At 64.5% G+C, this 16,676-nt stretch carries 13 protein-coding genes; 9 read left to right on the top strand and 4 right to left on the bottom strand.

Translation table 11 applies throughout. The annotated features are described in order from the left end of the window. Nucleotides 1–132: 132 nt before the first annotated feature. From K8374_RS19020 to gap, 4 genes are all read right to left on the bottom strand, one after another. A complete protein-coding gene (locus tag K8374_RS19020; protein WP_224456782.1) occupies nucleotides 133–2,721 on the bottom strand; it encodes a TonB-dependent receptor in 2,589 nt (862 codons plus the stop codon). A gap of 126 nt (nucleotides 2,722–2,847) precedes the next feature. Then, nucleotides 2,848–3,804 carry a FecR family protein gene (locus K8374_RS19015; RefSeq protein WP_224456781.1) on the bottom strand — a complete coding sequence of 319 codons (957 nt, stop codon included), beginning with the start codon at nucleotides 3,802–3,804 and terminating at the stop codon, nucleotides 2,848–2,850. Nucleotides 3,805–3,895: 91 nt separating this feature from the next. After that, complete coding sequence (locus K8374_RS19010; protein WP_084856667.1) at nucleotides 3,896–4,408, bottom strand: RNA polymerase sigma factor; 513 nt, start codon at nucleotides 4,406–4,408, stop codon at nucleotides 3,896–3,898. Between the two features lie 179 nt (nucleotides 4,409–4,587). Then, on the bottom strand, nucleotides 4,588–5,589 hold the full coding sequence (gene gap, locus K8374_RS19005) for a type I glyceraldehyde-3-phosphate dehydrogenase (RefSeq protein WP_224456780.1): 1,002 nt from the start codon (nucleotides 5,587–5,589) through the stop codon (nucleotides 4,588–4,590). Nucleotides 5,590–5,853: 264 nt separating this feature from the next. Here gap and edd point away from each other — a divergent pair, with 264 nt between their 5' ends. From edd to K8374_RS18960, 9 genes are all read left to right on the top strand, one after another. After that, a complete protein-coding gene (gene edd / locus K8374_RS19000) occupies nucleotides 5,854–7,680 on the top strand; it encodes a phosphogluconate dehydratase (RefSeq protein WP_224456779.1) in 1,827 nt (608 codons plus the stop codon). Next, nucleotides 7,677–8,636, top strand: a complete 960-nt coding sequence (locus tag K8374_RS18995; protein WP_224456778.1) for a glucokinase — start codon at nucleotides 7,677–7,679, stop codon at nucleotides 8,634–8,636. Before edd ends, K8374_RS18995 begins: the two co-directional genes overlap by 4 nt. Nucleotides 8,637–8,717: 81 nt before the next feature. Next, nucleotides 8,718–9,443, top strand: coding sequence for a two-component system response regulator GltR (gene gltR / locus K8374_RS18990; RefSeq protein ID WP_224456777.1), 726 nt, complete (start codon nucleotides 8,718–8,720; stop codon nucleotides 9,441–9,443). Continuing rightward, on the top strand, nucleotides 9,424–10,878 hold the full coding sequence (locus K8374_RS18985) for an ATP-binding protein (RefSeq protein ID WP_224456776.1): 1,455 nt from the start codon (nucleotides 9,424–9,426) through the stop codon (nucleotides 10,876–10,878). The genes gltR and K8374_RS18985 overlap by 20 nt, the downstream gene beginning before the upstream one ends. 136 nt (nucleotides 10,879–11,014) lie before the next feature. Then, nucleotides 11,015–12,277 carry an ABC transporter substrate-binding protein gene (locus tag K8374_RS18980; protein WP_224456775.1) on the top strand — a complete coding sequence of 421 codons (1,263 nt, stop codon included), beginning with the start codon at nucleotides 11,015–11,017 and terminating at the stop codon, nucleotides 12,275–12,277. A gap of 109 nt (nucleotides 12,278–12,386) precedes the next feature. Then, nucleotides 12,387–13,295, top strand: coding sequence for a carbohydrate ABC transporter permease (locus tag K8374_RS18975; protein WP_224456774.1), 909 nt, complete (start codon nucleotides 12,387–12,389; stop codon nucleotides 13,293–13,295). Continuing rightward, nucleotides 13,288–14,124, top strand: coding sequence for a carbohydrate ABC transporter permease (locus K8374_RS18970; protein WP_224456773.1), 837 nt, complete (start codon nucleotides 13,288–13,290; stop codon nucleotides 14,122–14,124). The genes K8374_RS18975 and K8374_RS18970 overlap by 8 nt, the downstream gene beginning before the upstream one ends. A 3-nt stretch (nucleotides 14,125–14,127) precedes the next feature. Further along, nucleotides 14,128–15,276, top strand: a complete 1,149-nt coding sequence (locus tag K8374_RS18965) for an ABC transporter ATP-binding protein (RefSeq protein ID WP_224456772.1) — start codon at nucleotides 14,128–14,130, stop codon at nucleotides 15,274–15,276. Between the two features lie 84 nt (nucleotides 15,277–15,360). Continuing rightward, complete coding sequence (locus tag K8374_RS18960) at nucleotides 15,361–16,662, top strand: carbohydrate porin (protein ID WP_224459362.1); 1,302 nt, start codon at nucleotides 15,361–15,363, stop codon at nucleotides 16,660–16,662. Nucleotides 16,663–16,676: the final 14 nt, after the last annotated feature.

Below are 16,676 nucleotides of genomic sequence, written 5' to 3'. Positions count from 1 at the left end.
GTGGTGGCTGGACGTAAAAATTCTGTTTGGTTTAGGAGGGCGTACCTCTTGGGGTAGGTGTTGTTTGTGAGATCGAGCGCCGCCCGCGCGGCGCTCGATCTCACAGACACCCAGGCCGCTGCGGCGAACGGCTCAGATATCCCACACCAAGTTGATCGCGAAGTTACGCCCTGGCGCCGTCAGGCGGTCGAGGTTGGCCGGCTGGGTCACGGCGGCCTCGCCCTGGCCGTCGTAGCGGCGTACCGAGTCCCACTGCCAGTACTTCTTGTCGGTGAGGTTGTACAGGCCGGCGTTGACCGTGAGGTCGTCGGTCACCTTGTAGAAACCGGTCAGGTCCAGTACCCCGTAGCCAGGGGTACGGAACTTGGTGCTCTGGCCATCCGGAGCGAAGAAGGTGTCGTCATCGACACGGGTCTTGCGCTTGACCAGCGTCCAGCTGACCTGTGCGCCGTAGCCCGGTTGCTCGTAGCCCAGCCCGAACACGCCGGTCAGCGGGTTGACGGCGTTCAATGGCTGGCCGGTGTCGTCGTTGCGGCCATAGGCATAGGCGATCGAGCCTTGGGTGTACAGGCCCTGCGGCGCGCCGAAGTGGCCGAGGTCAAGGCGGCCCTTGACCTCGGCGCCCTTGATGGTGGCATGCCTGATGTTGTTGGCCTGGTAGGTGGGCAGCAGGTCCAGGCTCTTGACCGCATCCTCGTCGATGAAGTCACGGTACTTGTTGTAGAACACCGCGACATCGAAGCTGCCCGCGTCGAAGTGGCCACGCAGGCCGGTTTCATAGCTCTTGCTCTTTTCAGGCTCCAGGTTCGGGTTGCCTTGGACGCTGTAGCCCAGCTCCGCGTTTTCGAAACGACCGTACATGGCCTTGGCGGTCGGCGTGCGGAAGCCTTCGGCGTACTGGCCGTACCAGGTGTAATGGTCGTTGAAGGCATAGGTGACGCCCAGCTTGGGCGACAGGCGATGCCAGTGCTTGGTCGAGTCGTCGACGTTCTGCGCGCTGCCGTCGCCGTTCTCCAGGCCACGCAGGAACGCGTCGGTCATTTTCGGTTTCATGCGGGTGTAGTCGTAGCGGGCGCCGGGCAGGAAGGTCCAGTTGTTCCAGCGGATTTCATCCTGGGCGAACAGGCTGTAGGTATCGACCGTCGGGTCCGGGAAATCACTGACCAGTACCTGGCCATCTGCCGGGCTGTCCGCGCCTGGGGCCGGGCAGCCCCTGCCAACCGACAGGCAGGTGCCGGTACCGCTGCGCGAACCGGTCACCTTGTCATGCTTGAAGGTCGTGCCGTAGGTCAGCAGGTGTTCGGTTTCGCCCAGGTTGAATGCCTTGTCCAGCTGCGCATCGAAGACCCATTGACGATCCTTGTAGGTGGTGCTGCGGGTGCGCAGTACCTCACGCACTCTCGGGGCATAGATCTCCTCGGTGCTTTGGTCGGTCTTGGCAATCTGGTAGTTCAGGCTCCACTTCACGTGGTCGGCCAGCAGGCTGTCGAGCCCGAACTCATGGTTGATGCCGAAGCGCTCGCGGGTGATGGTGTCGTTGCCGGTACGGGCGCGGTACATGTTCATCGCGCCCATGCCAGGGATGAAGGGGCCGCCTACCGCACTGAGCATGTTCTGGTCGCGGTCATCCTTGTAGCGCTCGTAGGTCAAGCCCAGGCGCGCGTCGTCGGTGTAGTTCCAGCCCAGCTTGGCCAGCACGTTGGTGGTGCGCGCGTCCACCGGGTTGGCTTCGGTGCGGTCCAGGCCGGTGCCGCCATGCCTGCCGTAGCTCTCGGTCTCGTGGCCGTTGCGCTGGCTCAGGTGCAGCAGGCCGTCGAAGGCGTCTTGGCGGCCGGCGACGGTGGCCGAGTTCAACCAGCTTTCATCGGCGGAGCTGTAGCCGGTCTTCAGGCGGGCACCGACGTCCTTGCCGGGCTTGATGATGTCGTCCGGGTCGAGGGTGAAATAGCTCACCGCACCGCCGATGGCGTTGCTGCCGTACAGCACCGATGCCGGGCCGCGCAGGATTTCCACGCGCTTGACGATCTCGGGGTCGACATAGTTGCGTTGGGTTTGCGCGTAGGGGCCGTAGAAGAAGCTGTCGGGGATCGAGACGCCGTCGACCTGGGTCAGGATGCGTTCGCGGTCGATGCCGCGAATGTTGAAGCCGTTCAAGCCACTGCGCTGGCCGGTGCCGGCGACCGATACTCCGGGCTCGTAGCGCACCATGTCCTGGATGGTGTTGACGTTCTGCCGGTCGAGCTGTTCGCGGGTCTGCACGGTCACCGTGCTCGGCACCTGGCTGACGTCCTGTGCGCTGCGGGTGGCGCTGACCGTCAGTTGTTGCAGGGCAATGGTGTTGCCGGTCGCCTGGCGCTCCAGCACGACATTGCCGTTGCTGATGGTGCGGAACTGGAGCCCGGTACCTTGCAGCAGGCGGCGCAGCGCTGTTTGCGGCGTCAGCGAGCCCTGCACGCCTGGCGAGGAAACACCTTCGGCCACCTCTGCGCTGAAGCCGACCTGCCAGCCGGTGACCTGGCTGAACGCATTGATTGCTGCAACCAAAGGCTGCTGGTCGATGGCGAAGCGGTAGTCGCCCATGCGTGGGCTGCTGGCTTGGGCCGGCTCCGCAGCCAGCGCTGGCAGGCTGCAGGTGCCGCTGGCGAGCAGGGCCAAGGTCAGCAGGGACAATTGCCCCATACGGCGGGGCGGGTTGGACGGGCGAGTTGGACCTGTGGACATCGAAGGCGCTCCCTGACGCGCGAACTGTTATAGGTGATGACTGTTCTTGTTTTCAAACAAGAATCAGTTGCATTGGCCATAACGAGACGGATGCAGGGTGCTGATCGCGTAAAAATAATCAGTGGATCAGTTGATGATCACCAGCGCCGGGTATTCATGCAGTTGTGCCGACGTGATGTGGGCGAGGGCGCGCAGGGTTTCCAGCGGTTGGTCGAGGCGGTAGTTGCCAGTCACCGCGACCTGATCGAGGCGTGCGTTGCGGTTGATGATCCAGCCTGGGTAATAGCGCTGCACCTCAGCGAGCACCTGGCTCAGCGGGCAATTCTCGAACACCAGGCGCCCATCGATCCAGGCCAGGTCCTTGCGCAGGTCCGCGCGCTCGCGTTCACCGAAGCCCTGGGGCCCGACGCTGATGCTGTCGCCGGCACTGAGGCGAATGCGTTGATCGCTCGGCGCCTGCACGTCCACATCGCCGCGTTGCACCCTGACCTGGGCCTGGCCATCGAGGTAGCGCACGGCGAAATCGGTGTCGCTCGCCTGCGCGCGCAAAGGGCCGGCCTGGATGTGCAGGGGCGATGTGGTATTGCCAGGCACCTGGAAATAGGCCTCGCCCTTGAGCAGGCGTGCGACCTGCTGGCCGTTGCGCAGGTCACTGGCGAAGGCCGAGTCGGTATTGAGCAGCACCTTGGCGCCATCGTCCAGTTGCAGGCGCTGGCGTTCGCCGACCACTGTCAGGTGGTCGGCCTGCAGGCGCATCGGCAGGTTGCCGAAGGTGAGCAGCCCGACCAGCAATACCGCGGCGGTAGCCAGGGGCTTGCGATGGGTGTGCAGACGTGCGACCAGGGATCGGCGCTGGGCCTGGTGCAGTTGCGCGGCGGCCTGGCGCAAGGGAGCGCCGTTCCACAGGGCCTCGGCACGTACATAGGCTGCGGCGTTTTCCTCAGCCGCACCCAGCCAGGCTTCGAAGGCCCGGGTGTCCTCGTCGCTGGCGCACTGCAGGCGCACGAGCCAGTCCAGCGCCTCGTCCATGGCACGGGCGTCAGGCCCTGCAGGTGATGGGCGAGGGGCTGGGCTGTCTGTCACGAAGAATCCTTGCTGTAGGTCTTTTCGCAAATGATCACGGCTGCGCGAAGCCATGGCAAGCGCCTTGCCCGGGCCGACCGGCGAGTGGCGGTTACTCGAGGCGCTCGGCCACGCCCATGCAGATCGCCATGATCAGCTTGAGCTCCTTCTGCACGGTGCTGGCCGAAACCTTCAGTTGGTCGGCGATTTCCAGGTAGCTGGCGCCATGCAGGCGGCTGAGGATGAAGATACGTTGCTGGCGCGGGGTCAATTGGCCGAGGCTGATGCTCAAGCGCTCGAGCAACTGCTCGGCGTGGGCGGCATCTTCGTTGCTGGTGGTGGGGGCAGCGACGTTGTACAAGATGTCGTCGGGCACATCGTCGACCAATGTACGTGCCTGCACCTTGCGTGCACGTAGGTGGTCCAGGGCGAGGTTGCGCGCTGTCTGGAACACGAAGGGCTCGAGGTGCTCGATCGGTCGCTCGCCCAGGGCACGGGTGACCCGCAGGTAGGTTTCCTGCAGCAGGTCCTCGGCCGTGCTGGGGTTACCGACCATGCGCTGCAGTGTGCGCAGCAAGGTAAGGCGCTGGGTGAGGAAGACGGTATCGAAGCGGGACTGACTCACGGGAAAACCTGACCAACGAGAGGCGAATGATAATGCTTATCATCTGCCCTGTTGGTCAAGTCCAACATGCAATCGGCGCGAATCTGCATTTTTTATGTTTGCCTTGACGGCTGCGGTGCCTGTGAGATCGAGCGCCGCGCGGGCGGCGCGCGATCTCCTAGGCATCGTAGTGCGTTACGTCAACGGGCGTTGCACAACGCCAGACAGTTATCCAGCATGCGGTTGGAGAAGCCCCATTCGTTGTCGTACCAGGCCAGTACCTTGAGCATCCGCCCGTTGGCCCGAGTATGGTTGGCATCGAAGATCGACGACAACGGGTTGTGGTTGAAGTCGCACGACACCAGCGGCAAGGCGTTGTAGCCCAGTACCCGAGAGTGCCGGCTGGCCTCGAGGAACAGCTGGTTGACCTGCTCGGCACTCACCTCGCGCTTGAGGTTGACGGTCAGGTCCACCAGCGACACATTGATCACCGGTACCCGCACGGCCATGCCAGTGAGCTTGCCGGCCAGCTCTGGCAGCACCAGGCCCACGGCTTCGGCGGCGCCGGTCTTGCTCGGGATCATCGACTGGGTAGCCGAACGCGCCCGGTAAGGGTCGCTGTGGTACACGTCGGTGAGCACCTGGTCGTTGGTGTAGGCGTGGATGGTGGTCATCAACCCTTGCTCGATGCCGAACTCGCGCTCCAGCACCTGAGCGATCGGGGCCAGGCAGTTGGTGGTGCAAGAGGCGTTGGAAATGACCTGGTGCGAGGCCCGCAGGATGTCATGGTTGACCCCGTAGACCACCGTCGCGTCGGCGCCCTTGGCCGGTGCCGAGACGATCACCTTGCGTGCCCCGGCGGCCAGGTGGGCGGCGGCCTTGGCCCGGTCGGTGAACAGGCCAGTGCATTCGAACACCACATCCACGCCCTCGGCTTTCCACGGCAGCTCCGCCGGGTTGCGGATGGCGCTGACCGAGATGCGGTCGCCGTTGACCGTCAGGCTCTCCTGGTCGGCTTCGACGCTGGCCTCGAACGTGCCGTGCACGCTGTCGTACTTGAGCAGGTGGGCGTTCATCGCACTGTCGCCCAGGTCGTTGATGGCGACGACCTGCAGGTCCTGGCGGTAGCCTTGGGTATAGAGTGCGCGCAGGACGTTGCGTCCGATGCGGCCAAATCCATTGATGGCGATGCGAAGGGTCATGGCATTACCTCTGGCGGTCCGGGTGAAGCCTGTGGCAAAAAGGGGACTTCACTGAAACGGTTTTGTTATTGGAATTACAAGATTATTCCTCGCAGGATAGAAAACAAGCCTTTTTGATGGCAGTATTTTGTTAAACCTACAACGAGTGGTCGGGCAGACCACCCCGTGATCGCGTCAGGCACCCTTACCTTGAGCCTAGGCCGCAATCGTTTGGAGGGGAAATGCCCGAAGACACCACCCCACAGTTAGCCTGGAGTCCAGTACATGCATCCGCGCATCCTTGAGGTCACCGAACGGTTGGTCGAACGCAGCCGTGCCACCCGTGAACGCTACCTGGAGCTGATTCGCGGCGCGGCCAGCGACGGCCCCATGCGCGCCAGCCTGCAATGTGCGAACTTCGCCCATGGCGTGGCCGGCTGTGGCGCCCAGGACAAGCAAAGCCTGCGCCTGATGAACGCCGCCAACGTGGCCATCGTCTCGGCCTACAACGACATGCTCTCGGCCCACCAGCCGTACCAGCACTTCCCGGAACAGATCAAGCAGGCCCTGCGCGAGATCGGCTCGGTCGGGCAGTTCGCCGGTGGCGTGCCGGCCATGTGCGACGGTGTCACCCAGGGCGAGCCGGGCATGGAGCTGGCCATCGCCAGCCGTGAGGTGATCGCCCTGTCCACGGCCATCGCGCTGTCGCACAACATGTTCGATGCGGCGCTGATGCTGGGTATCTGCGACAAGATCGTCCCCGGCCTGATGATGGGCGCCCTGCGCTTCGGTCACCTGCCGACCATCTTCGTGCCGGGTGGGCCGATGCCGTCGGGCATCTCCAACAAGGAAAAGGCCGACGTGCGCCAGCGCTACGCCGAAGGCAAGGCCAGCCGCGAGGAGCTGCTGGAGTCGGAGATGAAGTCCTACCACAGCCCCGGGACCTGTACCTTCTACGGCACGGCCAACACCAACCAGCTGGTGATGGAAGTGATGGGCCTGCACTTGCCGGGGGCCTCCTTCGTCAACCCCTACACCCCGCTGCGCGACGCCCTGACCGCCGAGGCGGCGCAGCAGGTCACGCGCATGACCAAGGCCAGCGGCAGCTTCATGCCGCTGGGCGAGATCGTCGATGAAAAGGCCCTGGTCAACGCCATCGTCGCCCTGCATTCCACAGGGGGCTCCACCAACCATACCCTGCACATCCCGGCCATCGCCCAGGCTGCGGGCATCCAGCTGACCTGGCAGGACATGGCGGACCTGTCCGAAGTGGTGCCGACCCTGTCCCACGTCTATCCCAATGGCAAGGCCGACATCAACCACTTCCAGGCCGCCGGTGGCATGGCCTTCCTCATTCGCGAACTGCTCGATGCCGGGCTGCTGCACGAGGACGTCAATACCGTGGCCGGACACGGCTTGCGCCGCTACACCCAGGAGCCGTTCCTGGAGGAGGGCAAGCTGGTCTGGCGTGAAGGCCCACGCCAGAGCCTGGACGAAAGCATCCTGCGCCCGGTGGCGCGGCCATTCTCGGCCGAAGGCGGTCTGCGGGTGATGAACGGCAATCTCGGGCGGGGCGTCATGAAGGTCTCGGCCGTGGCGCCCGAGCATCAGGTGGTGGAAGCGCCAGCGCGGGTGTTCCATGACCAGCAATCGTTGGCCGATGCCTTCAAGGCCGGTGAACTGGAGCGTGACTTCGTCGCCGTGGTGCGCTTCCAGGGCCCGCGTTGCAACGGCATGCCCGAGCTGCACAAGCTGACCCCGTTCCTCGGCGTGCTGCAGGACCGCGGCTACAAGGTCGCACTGGTGACCGACGGGCGGATGTCCGGCGCTTCGGGCAAGATCCCGGCGGCGATCCATGTGTGTCCGGAGGCCTACGATGGCGGCCCGCTGGCGCGGGTGCGCGATGGTGATATCGTGCGGGTCGACGGTGTCGAAGGCACGCTGCAGGTCATGGTGTCGGCCGAAGAGCTGGCAACCCGTGACCTGCCCACGGCGCCCCAGGGCAACGACCTGGGCATGGGGCGCGAGCTGTTCGGCTTCATGCGCGTGGCGTTCAGCTCGGCCGAGCAGGGCGCCAGTGCCTTCACCTCGGCATTGGAGCAGCTCAAATGAAGGCCTTGCTGGTTGGCGACATCGGAGGCACCAATGCGCGCTTCGGCCTGTGGCACGACAACCAGCTGCAGGCGGTGCAGGTCCTGGCGACCGCCGACTACACCAACCCCGAGCAGGCCATCGAGGCCTATCTCGCCGGGCAAGGTATCGCGCGCGGCGGCCTGGCGGCGGTGTGCCTGGCGGTGGCAGGGCCGGTCAGCGGCGACGAGTTCCGCTTCACCAACAACCACTGGCGCCTGAGCCGCAGAGCCTTTTGCCAGGCCTTGCAGGTCGAGCGCCTGCTGTTGATCAACGATTTCAGCGCCATGGCCCTGGGCATGACGCGCCTGCAGGACGGTGAATACCGCCAGGTCTGCGCAGGTACGGCCGACCCGGCCCGACCGGCCCTGGTCATCGGCCCTGGTACCGGGTTGGGCGTGGGCAGCCTGTTGCGCCTGGACAACCAGCACTGGCTGGCCTTGCCGGGGGAGGGCGGGCATGTCGATTTGCCGGTGGGCAACGCACGCGAGGCGGCGATCCACCAGCAGATCCATGGACAGATCGGCCATGTCAGCGCTGAAACGGTGCTCAGTGGCGCAGGCCTGGTGCGCCTGTACCAGGCAATGTGCGCGCTCGATGGCGACACACCCAGACACAAAACCCCGGCGCAGATCACCGATGCCGCCCTGGGCGGTGAACCCCGGGCCTTGGCGGTGGTCGAGCAGTTCTGCCGCTTCCTCGGGCGAGTCGCTGGTAACAATGTCCTGACCCTGGGCGCGCGGGGCGGCGTCTATATTGTCGGCGGCGTGATTCCACGTTTTGCCGAGCTGTTCCTGAGCAGCGGCTTTGCTGCGAGCTTCGCCGACAAAGGCTGCATGAGCGGGTATTTCGACGGGGTGCCGGTGTGGCTGGTGACGGCGGAGTTTTCCGGGTTGCTGGGAGCCGGGGTGGCACTGCAGCAGGCGTTGGATCATTGAACCAAGCGTAGGCTTCATCGCGGGACACGTCGGACCGCGATGGGCTGCAAGGCACCCCTATCGATAGAAGGAACGGCCAACGTGAGCTCCACCGGCAAATCGATCCTGATGGTCGACGACGACCAGGAAATCCGCGAACTGTTGCAGACCTACCTGAGCCGCTCCGGTTTCCAGGTGCATGCCGAGGCCGATGGCCAGGGCTTTCGTCAGGCGCTGGAGCGTGAGCCCTGCGACCTGGTGATCCTCGACGTGATGCTGCCCGACGAAGACGGTTTCAGCCTGTGCCGTTGGGTGCGCCAGCATCCTCGCCTGGCACGGGTACCGATCATCATGCTCACCGCCAGCTCCGACGAAGCCGACCGGGTCATTGGCCTGGAGCTGGGTGCCGACGACTACCTGGGCAAACCGTTCAGCCCGCGCGAGCTGCAGGCGCGGATCAAGGCCTTGCTACGCCGCGCCGAATTCGGCCAGGCGGCGCCCAGCCAGGCTGTGCTGATGTTCGATGACTGGCGCCTGGACACCATCAGCCATCGGCTGTTCCACCGCGACGGCGAGGAGGTGATCCTCTCTGGCGCCGACTTCGCCTTGCTCAAGCTGTTTCTCGACCACCCGCAGCAAATCCTCGACCGCGACACCATCGGCAATGCCACCCGTGGGCGCGAGCCGATGCCGCTGGACCGTATCGTCGACATGGCAGTCAGCCGTCTGCGCCAGCGCCTGCGCGACACTGACAAACCGCCTCGGCTGATACGCACCGTGCGTGGCAGCGGCTACCTGCTGGCGGCCCATGTCTGCCCGTCCTGCTGAGCGGCGCTGGCGCTTGTTCCCACGCTCGCTGCTGGGGCGCATGCTGCTGCTCACGCTGCTGGTGGTGCTGCTGGCCCAAGGGCTGTCGAGCTTGATCTGGGTCTCCCAGCTGCGTGCCAGCCAGCTCCAGGGCCTGCAGGCCAGTGCTCGTAGCCTGGCCCATTCGATGAGCGCCAGCGTCAGTTATTTTCGCTCATTGCCAGTCGCCTATCGGCCCATGGTGCTGGACCAATTGCGCAGCATGGGGGGCACGCGGTTCTTCGTCTCGCTCAACGACAAGCCCCTGGATATGCCGATGCTGCCGATCACCCCGCGCAAGCGGGCGGTGATCGAGGTGTTCGAGCAGGTGCTGCACGAGCGTCTGGGCCAGCGGATGGAAATCTCGGTGGAATTCGTCAGCCCCCAGGAGCTGCGCATCTTCAACAGCGGCTTGAAACTCGACGAGCTGCCGCGCTCCTGGGCGCACTACTCGCTGACCCTGGAGCCGCTGAACCCGCCGGTGTTGGTGACACAGATTCGCCTGGGCGAAGGCGAGTGGCTGTACATCGCCTCGTTGCTGCCTGAGCCTTACACCAGCCTGGAGGCGGAGCGGTTGCCGCGTCAGCAGATCGGCTTCATCGCCCTGACCACCGCATTGCTGCTGCTGTTCATCGGTTTGCTGGTGCATTGGCAGAGCCGTCCGCTCAAACGCCTGGCCCGGGCTGCGCGGGAGATGTCCCTGGGGGCCGACGTGGCACCGGTCGTGGAGGGTGGCGGCAGCGAAGTGGCCGAGGTAGGGCGGGCGTTCAACAGCATGCGTGAGCGCATCAGCCGCTACCTGACCGAGCGTGCGCAGCTGTTCAGCGCTGTGTCCCATGACCTGCGTACGCCCATCACCCGCCTGCGCCTGCGCGTCGAGCTGCTCGAGGACGAGCGGATGCAGGCCAAGTTCAGCCGTGACCTCGACGAGCTGGAGCTGCTGGTCAAGGGGGCCCTGCAATGCGTGAAGGACACGGATATCCACGAGAACATCGAGCCCATCGACCTCAACCAGGTGTTGGAGATCCTCGCCGAGCCCTACCTGGGTGATGGGCGCATCACCCTCGAAGGCCGTGCCCTGGCGCCGTATCCGGGTAAGCCGTTGGCCTTGCGCCGCTGCATCGGCAACCTGATCGACAATGCCATCAAGTATGGGGAAAGGGCGCACCTGCGCATTCTCGATAGCGCCACCGGCTTTGTCCTGCAGGTGGACGACCAGGGGCCTGGTGTTCCCGAACAGCGCCTGGAGCAGGTGTTCGAGCCGCATTTCCGTCTGGCCGGGCAGCAGCAGGGCTACGGCCTGGGGCTCGGCATCGCGCGCAACATCGCTCACAGCCACGGTGGCGAGGTGAGCCTGCTGAACCTGCGCCAGGGTGGCTTGCGGGTGACCTTGAGCCTCCCGCGCAGCGCCGAGTGAGCCGCCGAATGTCACCAGTTGGTGACATTCATGCATCCCTTCGTTACCTGCCCGCCATGGGCGTCTGGTTAGACTCCAATGCAAGCGCAAGCACCATGACTTGCCTATGCATAACAACAAGAAAGGTTCCCTCACGATGAATGCGATCACTCGTCTCGCCGCTGTCGTTTCCCTCGCCTCACTCATGCCGCTGTCCGTTTCCGCCGCCAACAATGGCACCGTCGAAGTCCTGCACTGGTGGACCTCCGGTGGCGAGGCCGCGGCCGTGAATACCCTCAAGCAACAAGTCGAGAAGGACGGCTTCACCTGGAAGGACAACGCCGTGGCCGGCGGTGGCGGTGCCGCGGCCATGACCGTACTCAAGAGCCGCGCCGTCGCCGGCAACCCACCCGCCGCCGCGCAGATCAAGGGCCCGGATATCCAGGAGTGGGGCGCCTTGGGTCTGCTCACCGAGCTCGACGACGTGGCCCAGGCCAACCAGTGGGATCAACTGCTGCCGGCCAAGCTCACCCCCATCTGGAAATACGACGACCATTACGTAGCCGTGCCGGTGAACATCCACCGGGTCAACTGGCTGTGGATCAACCCGCAGGTGTTCGAGAAGGCCGGGGCCAAGGTGCCGACCACCCTGGACGAACTGTTCGCCGCTGCCGACACGCTCAAGGCGGCAGGCTTCCAGCCCCTGGCCCATGGTGGCCAGCCCTGGCAGGACAGCACCGTGTTCGAGAACCTGGTACTGGCGACCCTGGGGCCGCAGGGCTATCACAAGGCCTTCGTCGAGCTGGACCAGGACACCCTGGCCGGCGCCCAGATGGTCGAGGCCTTCAAGGCTCTGCAACGCCTGGGCACCTACATGGACGCCAACCGCGCCGGTCGAGACTGGAACATCGCTGCCGCCGACGTGATCAACGGCAAGGCTGGTATGCAGATCATGGGCGACTGGGCCAAGAGCGAATGGACCGCTGCGCACAAGGTGGCCGGCAAGGACTACCAATGCGTGCCGTTCCCCGGCACCCAGGGCAGCTTCACCTACAACATCGACTCCCTGGCGATGTTCAAGCTCAAGAACGACAACGACATCAAGGCCCAGAACGACCTGGCCAAGGTCGCCCTGGAGCCGGCCTTCCAGACGGCCTTCAACCAGGCCAAGGGCTCGCTGCCGGTGCGCCAGGGCATGGACATGAGCCAGTTCGATGCCTGCACCCAGCAGTCGCAGAAGGACTTCCAGCAAGCCGAGCAGGGGGATGGCCTGCAGCCGAGCATGGCGCACAACATGGCCTCGTCGCTGGCGGTGCAGGGGGCCATCTTCGACGTGGTCACCAACTTCCTCAACGACCCCAAGGCCGATCCGGCCAAGGCGGCCAAGCAGTTGGGCGCGGCGATCAAGGCGGCCCAGTAACGGGCCTGCGCCCACAGGTGCCGCATGACCTGTGGGCAGCGCTCACTCTGTGAGAGCGGGCTTGCCCCGCGATGCGGTGCGCAGCGCCGCCATTGACTCGGTATCACTCATGAACACAGCAACCGCAACCCTGCGGGCCTCCCCCCTGGACGCCCTGCAACGCTGGCTCCCGAAACTGGTGCTGGCGCCGAGCATGCTGATCGTCCTGGTGGGCTTCTACGGCTACATCCTCTGGACCTTCGTGCTGTCCTTCACCCACTCCAGCTTCATGCCCAACTACAAGTGGGCCGGGCTGACCCAGTACCTCAAGCTGCTGGACAACGACCGCTGGTGGGTCGCCAGCAAGAATCTGCTGGTATTCGGCGGGCTGTTCATCGCCATCAGCCTGGTGGTCGGTGTCTTGCTGGCGGTGTTGCTGGACCAGCGCATCCGCCGCGAAGGGGTCATCCGCACCATCTACCTCTACCCGATGGCGCTGTCGATGATCGTTACCGGCACGGCCTGGAAATGGCTGCTCAACCCCGGCCTGGGCCTGGACAAGCTCTTACGCGACTGGGGCTGGGAGGGCTTTCGCTTCGACTGGCTGGTAGACCCCGAGCGGGTGGTGTACTGCCTGGTGATCGCCGCGGTATGGCAGGCGTCCGGGTTCGTCATGGCGCTGTTCCTGGCGGGGCTGCGCGGGGTCGACTCGTCCATCGTGCGGGCGGCCCAGGTCGACGGCGCCAGCCTGCCGAGGATCTACCTGCGCATCGTCCTGCCCAGCCTGCGGCCGGTGTTCTTCAGCGCCCTCATGATCCTTGCCCACATCGCTATCAAGAGCTTCGACCTGGTCGCCGCCATGACCGCAGGTGGCCCTGGCTATGCCTCCGACCTGCCGGCGATGTTCATGTACAACTTCACCTTCAGCCGTGGGCAGATGGGCATGGGCTCGGCCAGCGCGATCCTCATGCTCGGCGCCATCCTGGCGATCCTGGTGCCCTACCTGTATTCGGAACTGAGGAATAAGCGCCATGACTAGCCCACGTTGGTTCGCCCCCAGCCGTCTGGCCATCCATGCCACCTTGCTGGCCGCCTGCGCGCTGTACCTGATCCCGCTGGTGGTGATGCTGCTCACCAGCTTCAAGACCCCCGAGGATATTCGTGCCGGCAACCTGCTCAGCTGGCCGGAGGTGGTCACCGGCATCGGCTGGGTCAAGGCCTGGGACGCCGTGGGCGGCTACTTCTGGAACTCGGTGAAGATCACCGTGCCGGCGGTGGTGTTGTCCACGCTGATCGGCGCGCTCAACGGCTATGTGCTGTCGATGTGGCGCTTCCGCGGTTCGCAGTTGTTCTTCGGCCTGTTGCTGTTCGGGTGCTTCCTGCCGTTCCAGACCGTCCTGCTGCCGGCCTCGTTCACCCTGGGCAAGCTGGGCCTGGCCAGTACCACCACGGGCTTGGTGCTGATGCATATCGTCTATGGCCTGGCCTTCACCACGCTGTTCTTTCGCAACTACTACTGCAGCGTGCCCGAGGCCCTGGTGCAGGCGGCACGGCTGGATGGGGCGGGGTTCTTCACGATCTTCGGACGCATCCTGCTGCCGATGTCGGTGCCGATCATCATGGTCTGCCTGATCTGGCAGTTCACCCAGATCTGGAACGACTTCCTCTTCGGCGTGGTGTTCGCCAGCGGCGACGCCCAGCCCATCACGGTGGCCCTGAACAACCTGGTCAACACCAGCACCGGGGTCAAGGAATACAACGTCGACATGGCGGCGGCGATGATCGCGGGGCTTCCGACCCTGCTGGTCTATGTGCTGGCCGGCAAATATTTCCTGCGCGGCCTGACCGCCGGCGCGGTCAAGGGGTGACACATGGCACGGCTCGAACTTCGCAACGTCAACAAACGCTACGGCAGTGGCCTGGCCGATACCCTCAAGGCCATCGACCTGGGTATCGAGTCGGGTGAGTTCCTGATCCTGGTGGGGCCTTCCGGCTGCGGCAAGTCGACCTTGATGAACTGCATCGCCGGGCTCGAGGACATCAGCGGTGGCCAGATCCTGGTCGACGGCACCGATATCAGTGCCATGAGCCCCAAGGACCGGGACATCGCCATGGTGTTCCAGTCCTATGCGCTATACCCGACCATGAACGTGCGCGACAACATCGCCTTCGGCCTGAAGATTCGCAAGATGCCCCAGGCAGCCATCGACGAAGAGGTGGCGCGGGTCGCCAAGCTGCTGCAGATCGAACACCTGCTCGGCCGCAAGCCCGGGCAGCTCTCAGGCGGCCAACAGCAGCGGGTGGCCATGGGCCGGGCGCTGGCGCGGCGGCCGAAGATCTACCTGTTCGATGAACCGCTGTCGAACCTGGACGCCAAGCTGCGGGTGGAGATGCGCACCGAGATCAAGCTGATGCACCAGCGCCTGAAGACCACCACCGTGTATGTCACCCACGACCAGATCGAGGCCATGACCCTGGGCGACAAGGTCGCGGTGATGAAGGATGGCGTGATCCAGCAGTTCGGTACGCCCCAGCAGATCTACAACGACCCGGCCAACCAATTCGTCGCCAGCTTCATTGGCTCACCGCCGATGAACTTCATCCCCGCTCGCCTGACGAAACAGGAAGGGCGCCTGCTGGCGTTGCTCGACAGCGGCCAGGCGCGTTGCGAGCTGCCCTTGGGGCGCATGGCGGGCGAGTGGGAAGGGCGTGAAGTGGTTCTGGGCATCCGCCCAGAGCAGATCGGCGTGGGGGAGGGTACCGGCCTGCCTGGCATCCGCGCTCAGGTGCAGGTGACCGAGCCCACCGGGCCGGACCTGCTGGTGTTCGTCACCCTCAATCAGGTCAAGGTGTGCTGCCGGCTGGCGCCGGACGTCGCCTGCCGGGTCGGCGATACCTTGAACCTGCAGTTCGACCCGGCACGGGTGCTGCTGTTCGACGCGCAAAGCGGCGAGCGCCTGGGCCATGCCGAGCCGGTATCGGAGGTTTCCGGCAATGTGGCCCGTTTCAAAGGGCGCTGAATCGTCTACACCATCAATAACAAGAACAGTGAGGAACAAGGGATGGATCATCGTAAACGCATCAGGACGCTGGGGTCGTTGGCCATGCTGGCCATCGTCGGCAGCAATGGAGCACAGGCGGCCGAGGCCTTCTCGGCGGAGTCCAAATGGATGACCGGCGACTGGGGCGGGACACGCACCGAGCTGTTGGAAAAAGGCTACGACTTCACCCTCGATTATGTCGGCGAGGTGGCCGGCAATCTGCATGGTGGCTACAACGACGACAAGACCGCACGCTACAGCGACCAGTTCGCCCTGGGCGCGCACCTGGACCTGGAGAAGATCCTCGGCTGGCACGACACCGAGTTCAAGCTGGCGATCACCGAGCGTAGCGGCCGCAACCTGTCCAACGACCGCATCGGCGACCCGCGGGCCGGCCATCTCAGCTCCGTGCAGGAGGTCTGGGGCCGTGGCCAGACCTGGCGCCTGACCCAGATGTGGATCAAGCAGAAGTACTTCGACGGCGCCCTGGATGTAAAATTCGGCCGCTTCGGCGAAGGCGAGGACTTCAACAGCTTCCCCTGCGACTTCCAGAACCTGGCGTTTTGCGGCTCCCAGGTGGGCAACTGGGTGGGGGGTATCTGGTACAACTGGCCGGTCAGTCAGTGGGCGCTGCGGGTCAAGTACAACATCAACCCGGAATTCTTCGTGCAGGTGGGCGCCTTCGAACAGAACCCCTCGAACCTGGAGACCGGCAATGGCTTCAAGCTCAGCGGCAGTGGCACCAAGGGCGCCATCCTGCCGGTGGAGATGGTCTGGTCGCCCAAGGTCAACGGCCTGCCGGGCGAGTACCGCCTGGGCTACTACTACAGCACCGCCAGTGCCGACGATGTCTACGAGGACGTCAACGGCCAGCCTCAAGGCATCACTGGCAACGACTTCAAGTCCCATTCCAGCAAGCATGGCTGGTGGGTGGTGGCCCAGCAGCAGGTCACGGCGCACAACGGCGATGTCAACCGGGGCCTGAGCCTGTTCGCCAACTTCACGGTGCATGACAAGGCCACCAACGTCATCGACAACTACCAGCAGGTCGGCATGGTCTACAAGGGGCCGTTCGACGCCCGGCCCAAGGATGACATCGGCTTCGGCATCGCCCGTATCCACGTCAACGACGACGTGAAGAAGCGTGCCGAGCAGCTCAACGCCGCCAGTGGCATCGATGACTACGACAACCCAGGCTTCGTGCCGCTGCAGCGCACCGAGTACAACGCCGAGCTCTACTACGGCTTCCACGTCACCAACTGGCTGACCGTGCGGCCCAACTTGCAATACATCAAGAGCCCGGGCGGCGTGGACGAGGTGGATAACGCGCTGGTCGCTGGCTTGAAGATTCAGTCGTCATTCTGAGAAAAATTGTTGTA

Origin of the sequence: Pseudomonas sp. p1(2021b) (genome assembly GCF_020151015.1) — a bacterium.
Classification (GTDB): Bacteria; Pseudomonadota; Gammaproteobacteria; order Pseudomonadales; family Pseudomonadaceae; genus Aquipseudomonas; species Aquipseudomonas putida_K.
This window is presented reverse-complemented; position numbering and strand designations above follow the sequence as displayed.

Excerpts from the sequence above, each read along its gene's own strand:
- K8374_RS18970 (WP_224456773.1), top strand. The coding sequence starts at position 13,288 with ATGACTAGCCCACGTTGGTTCGCCCCCAGCCGTCTGGCCATCCATGCC.
- edd (WP_224456779.1), top strand. The coding sequence starts at position 5,854 with ATGCATCCGCGCATCCTTGAGGTCACCGAACGGTTGGTCGAACGCAGC.
- K8374_RS18985 (WP_224456776.1), top strand. The coding sequence starts at position 9,424 with ATGTCTGCCCGTCCTGCTGAGCGGCGCTGGCGCTTGTTCCCACGCTCG.
- K8374_RS18980 (WP_224456775.1), top strand. The coding sequence starts at position 11,015 with ATGAATGCGATCACTCGTCTCGCCGCTGTCGTTTCCCTCGCCTCACTC.
- K8374_RS18965 (WP_224456772.1), top strand. The coding sequence starts at position 14,128 with ATGGCACGGCTCGAACTTCGCAACGTCAACAAACGCTACGGCAGTGGC.
- K8374_RS19020 (WP_224456782.1), bottom strand. The coding sequence starts at position 2,721 with ATGTCCACAGGTCCAACTCGCCCGTCCAACCCGCCCCGCCGTATGGGG.
- K8374_RS18995 (WP_224456778.1), top strand. The coding sequence starts at position 7,677 with ATGAAGGCCTTGCTGGTTGGCGACATCGGAGGCACCAATGCGCGCTTC.
- gap (WP_224456780.1), bottom strand. The coding sequence starts at position 5,589 with ATGACCCTTCGCATCGCCATCAATGGATTTGGCCGCATCGGACGCAAC.
- K8374_RS18960 (WP_224459362.1), top strand. The coding sequence starts at position 15,361 with ATGCTGGCCATCGTCGGCAGCAATGGAGCACAGGCGGCCGAGGCCTTC.
- K8374_RS18975 (WP_224456774.1), top strand. The coding sequence starts at position 12,387 with ATGAACACAGCAACCGCAACCCTGCGGGCCTCCCCCCTGGACGCCCTG.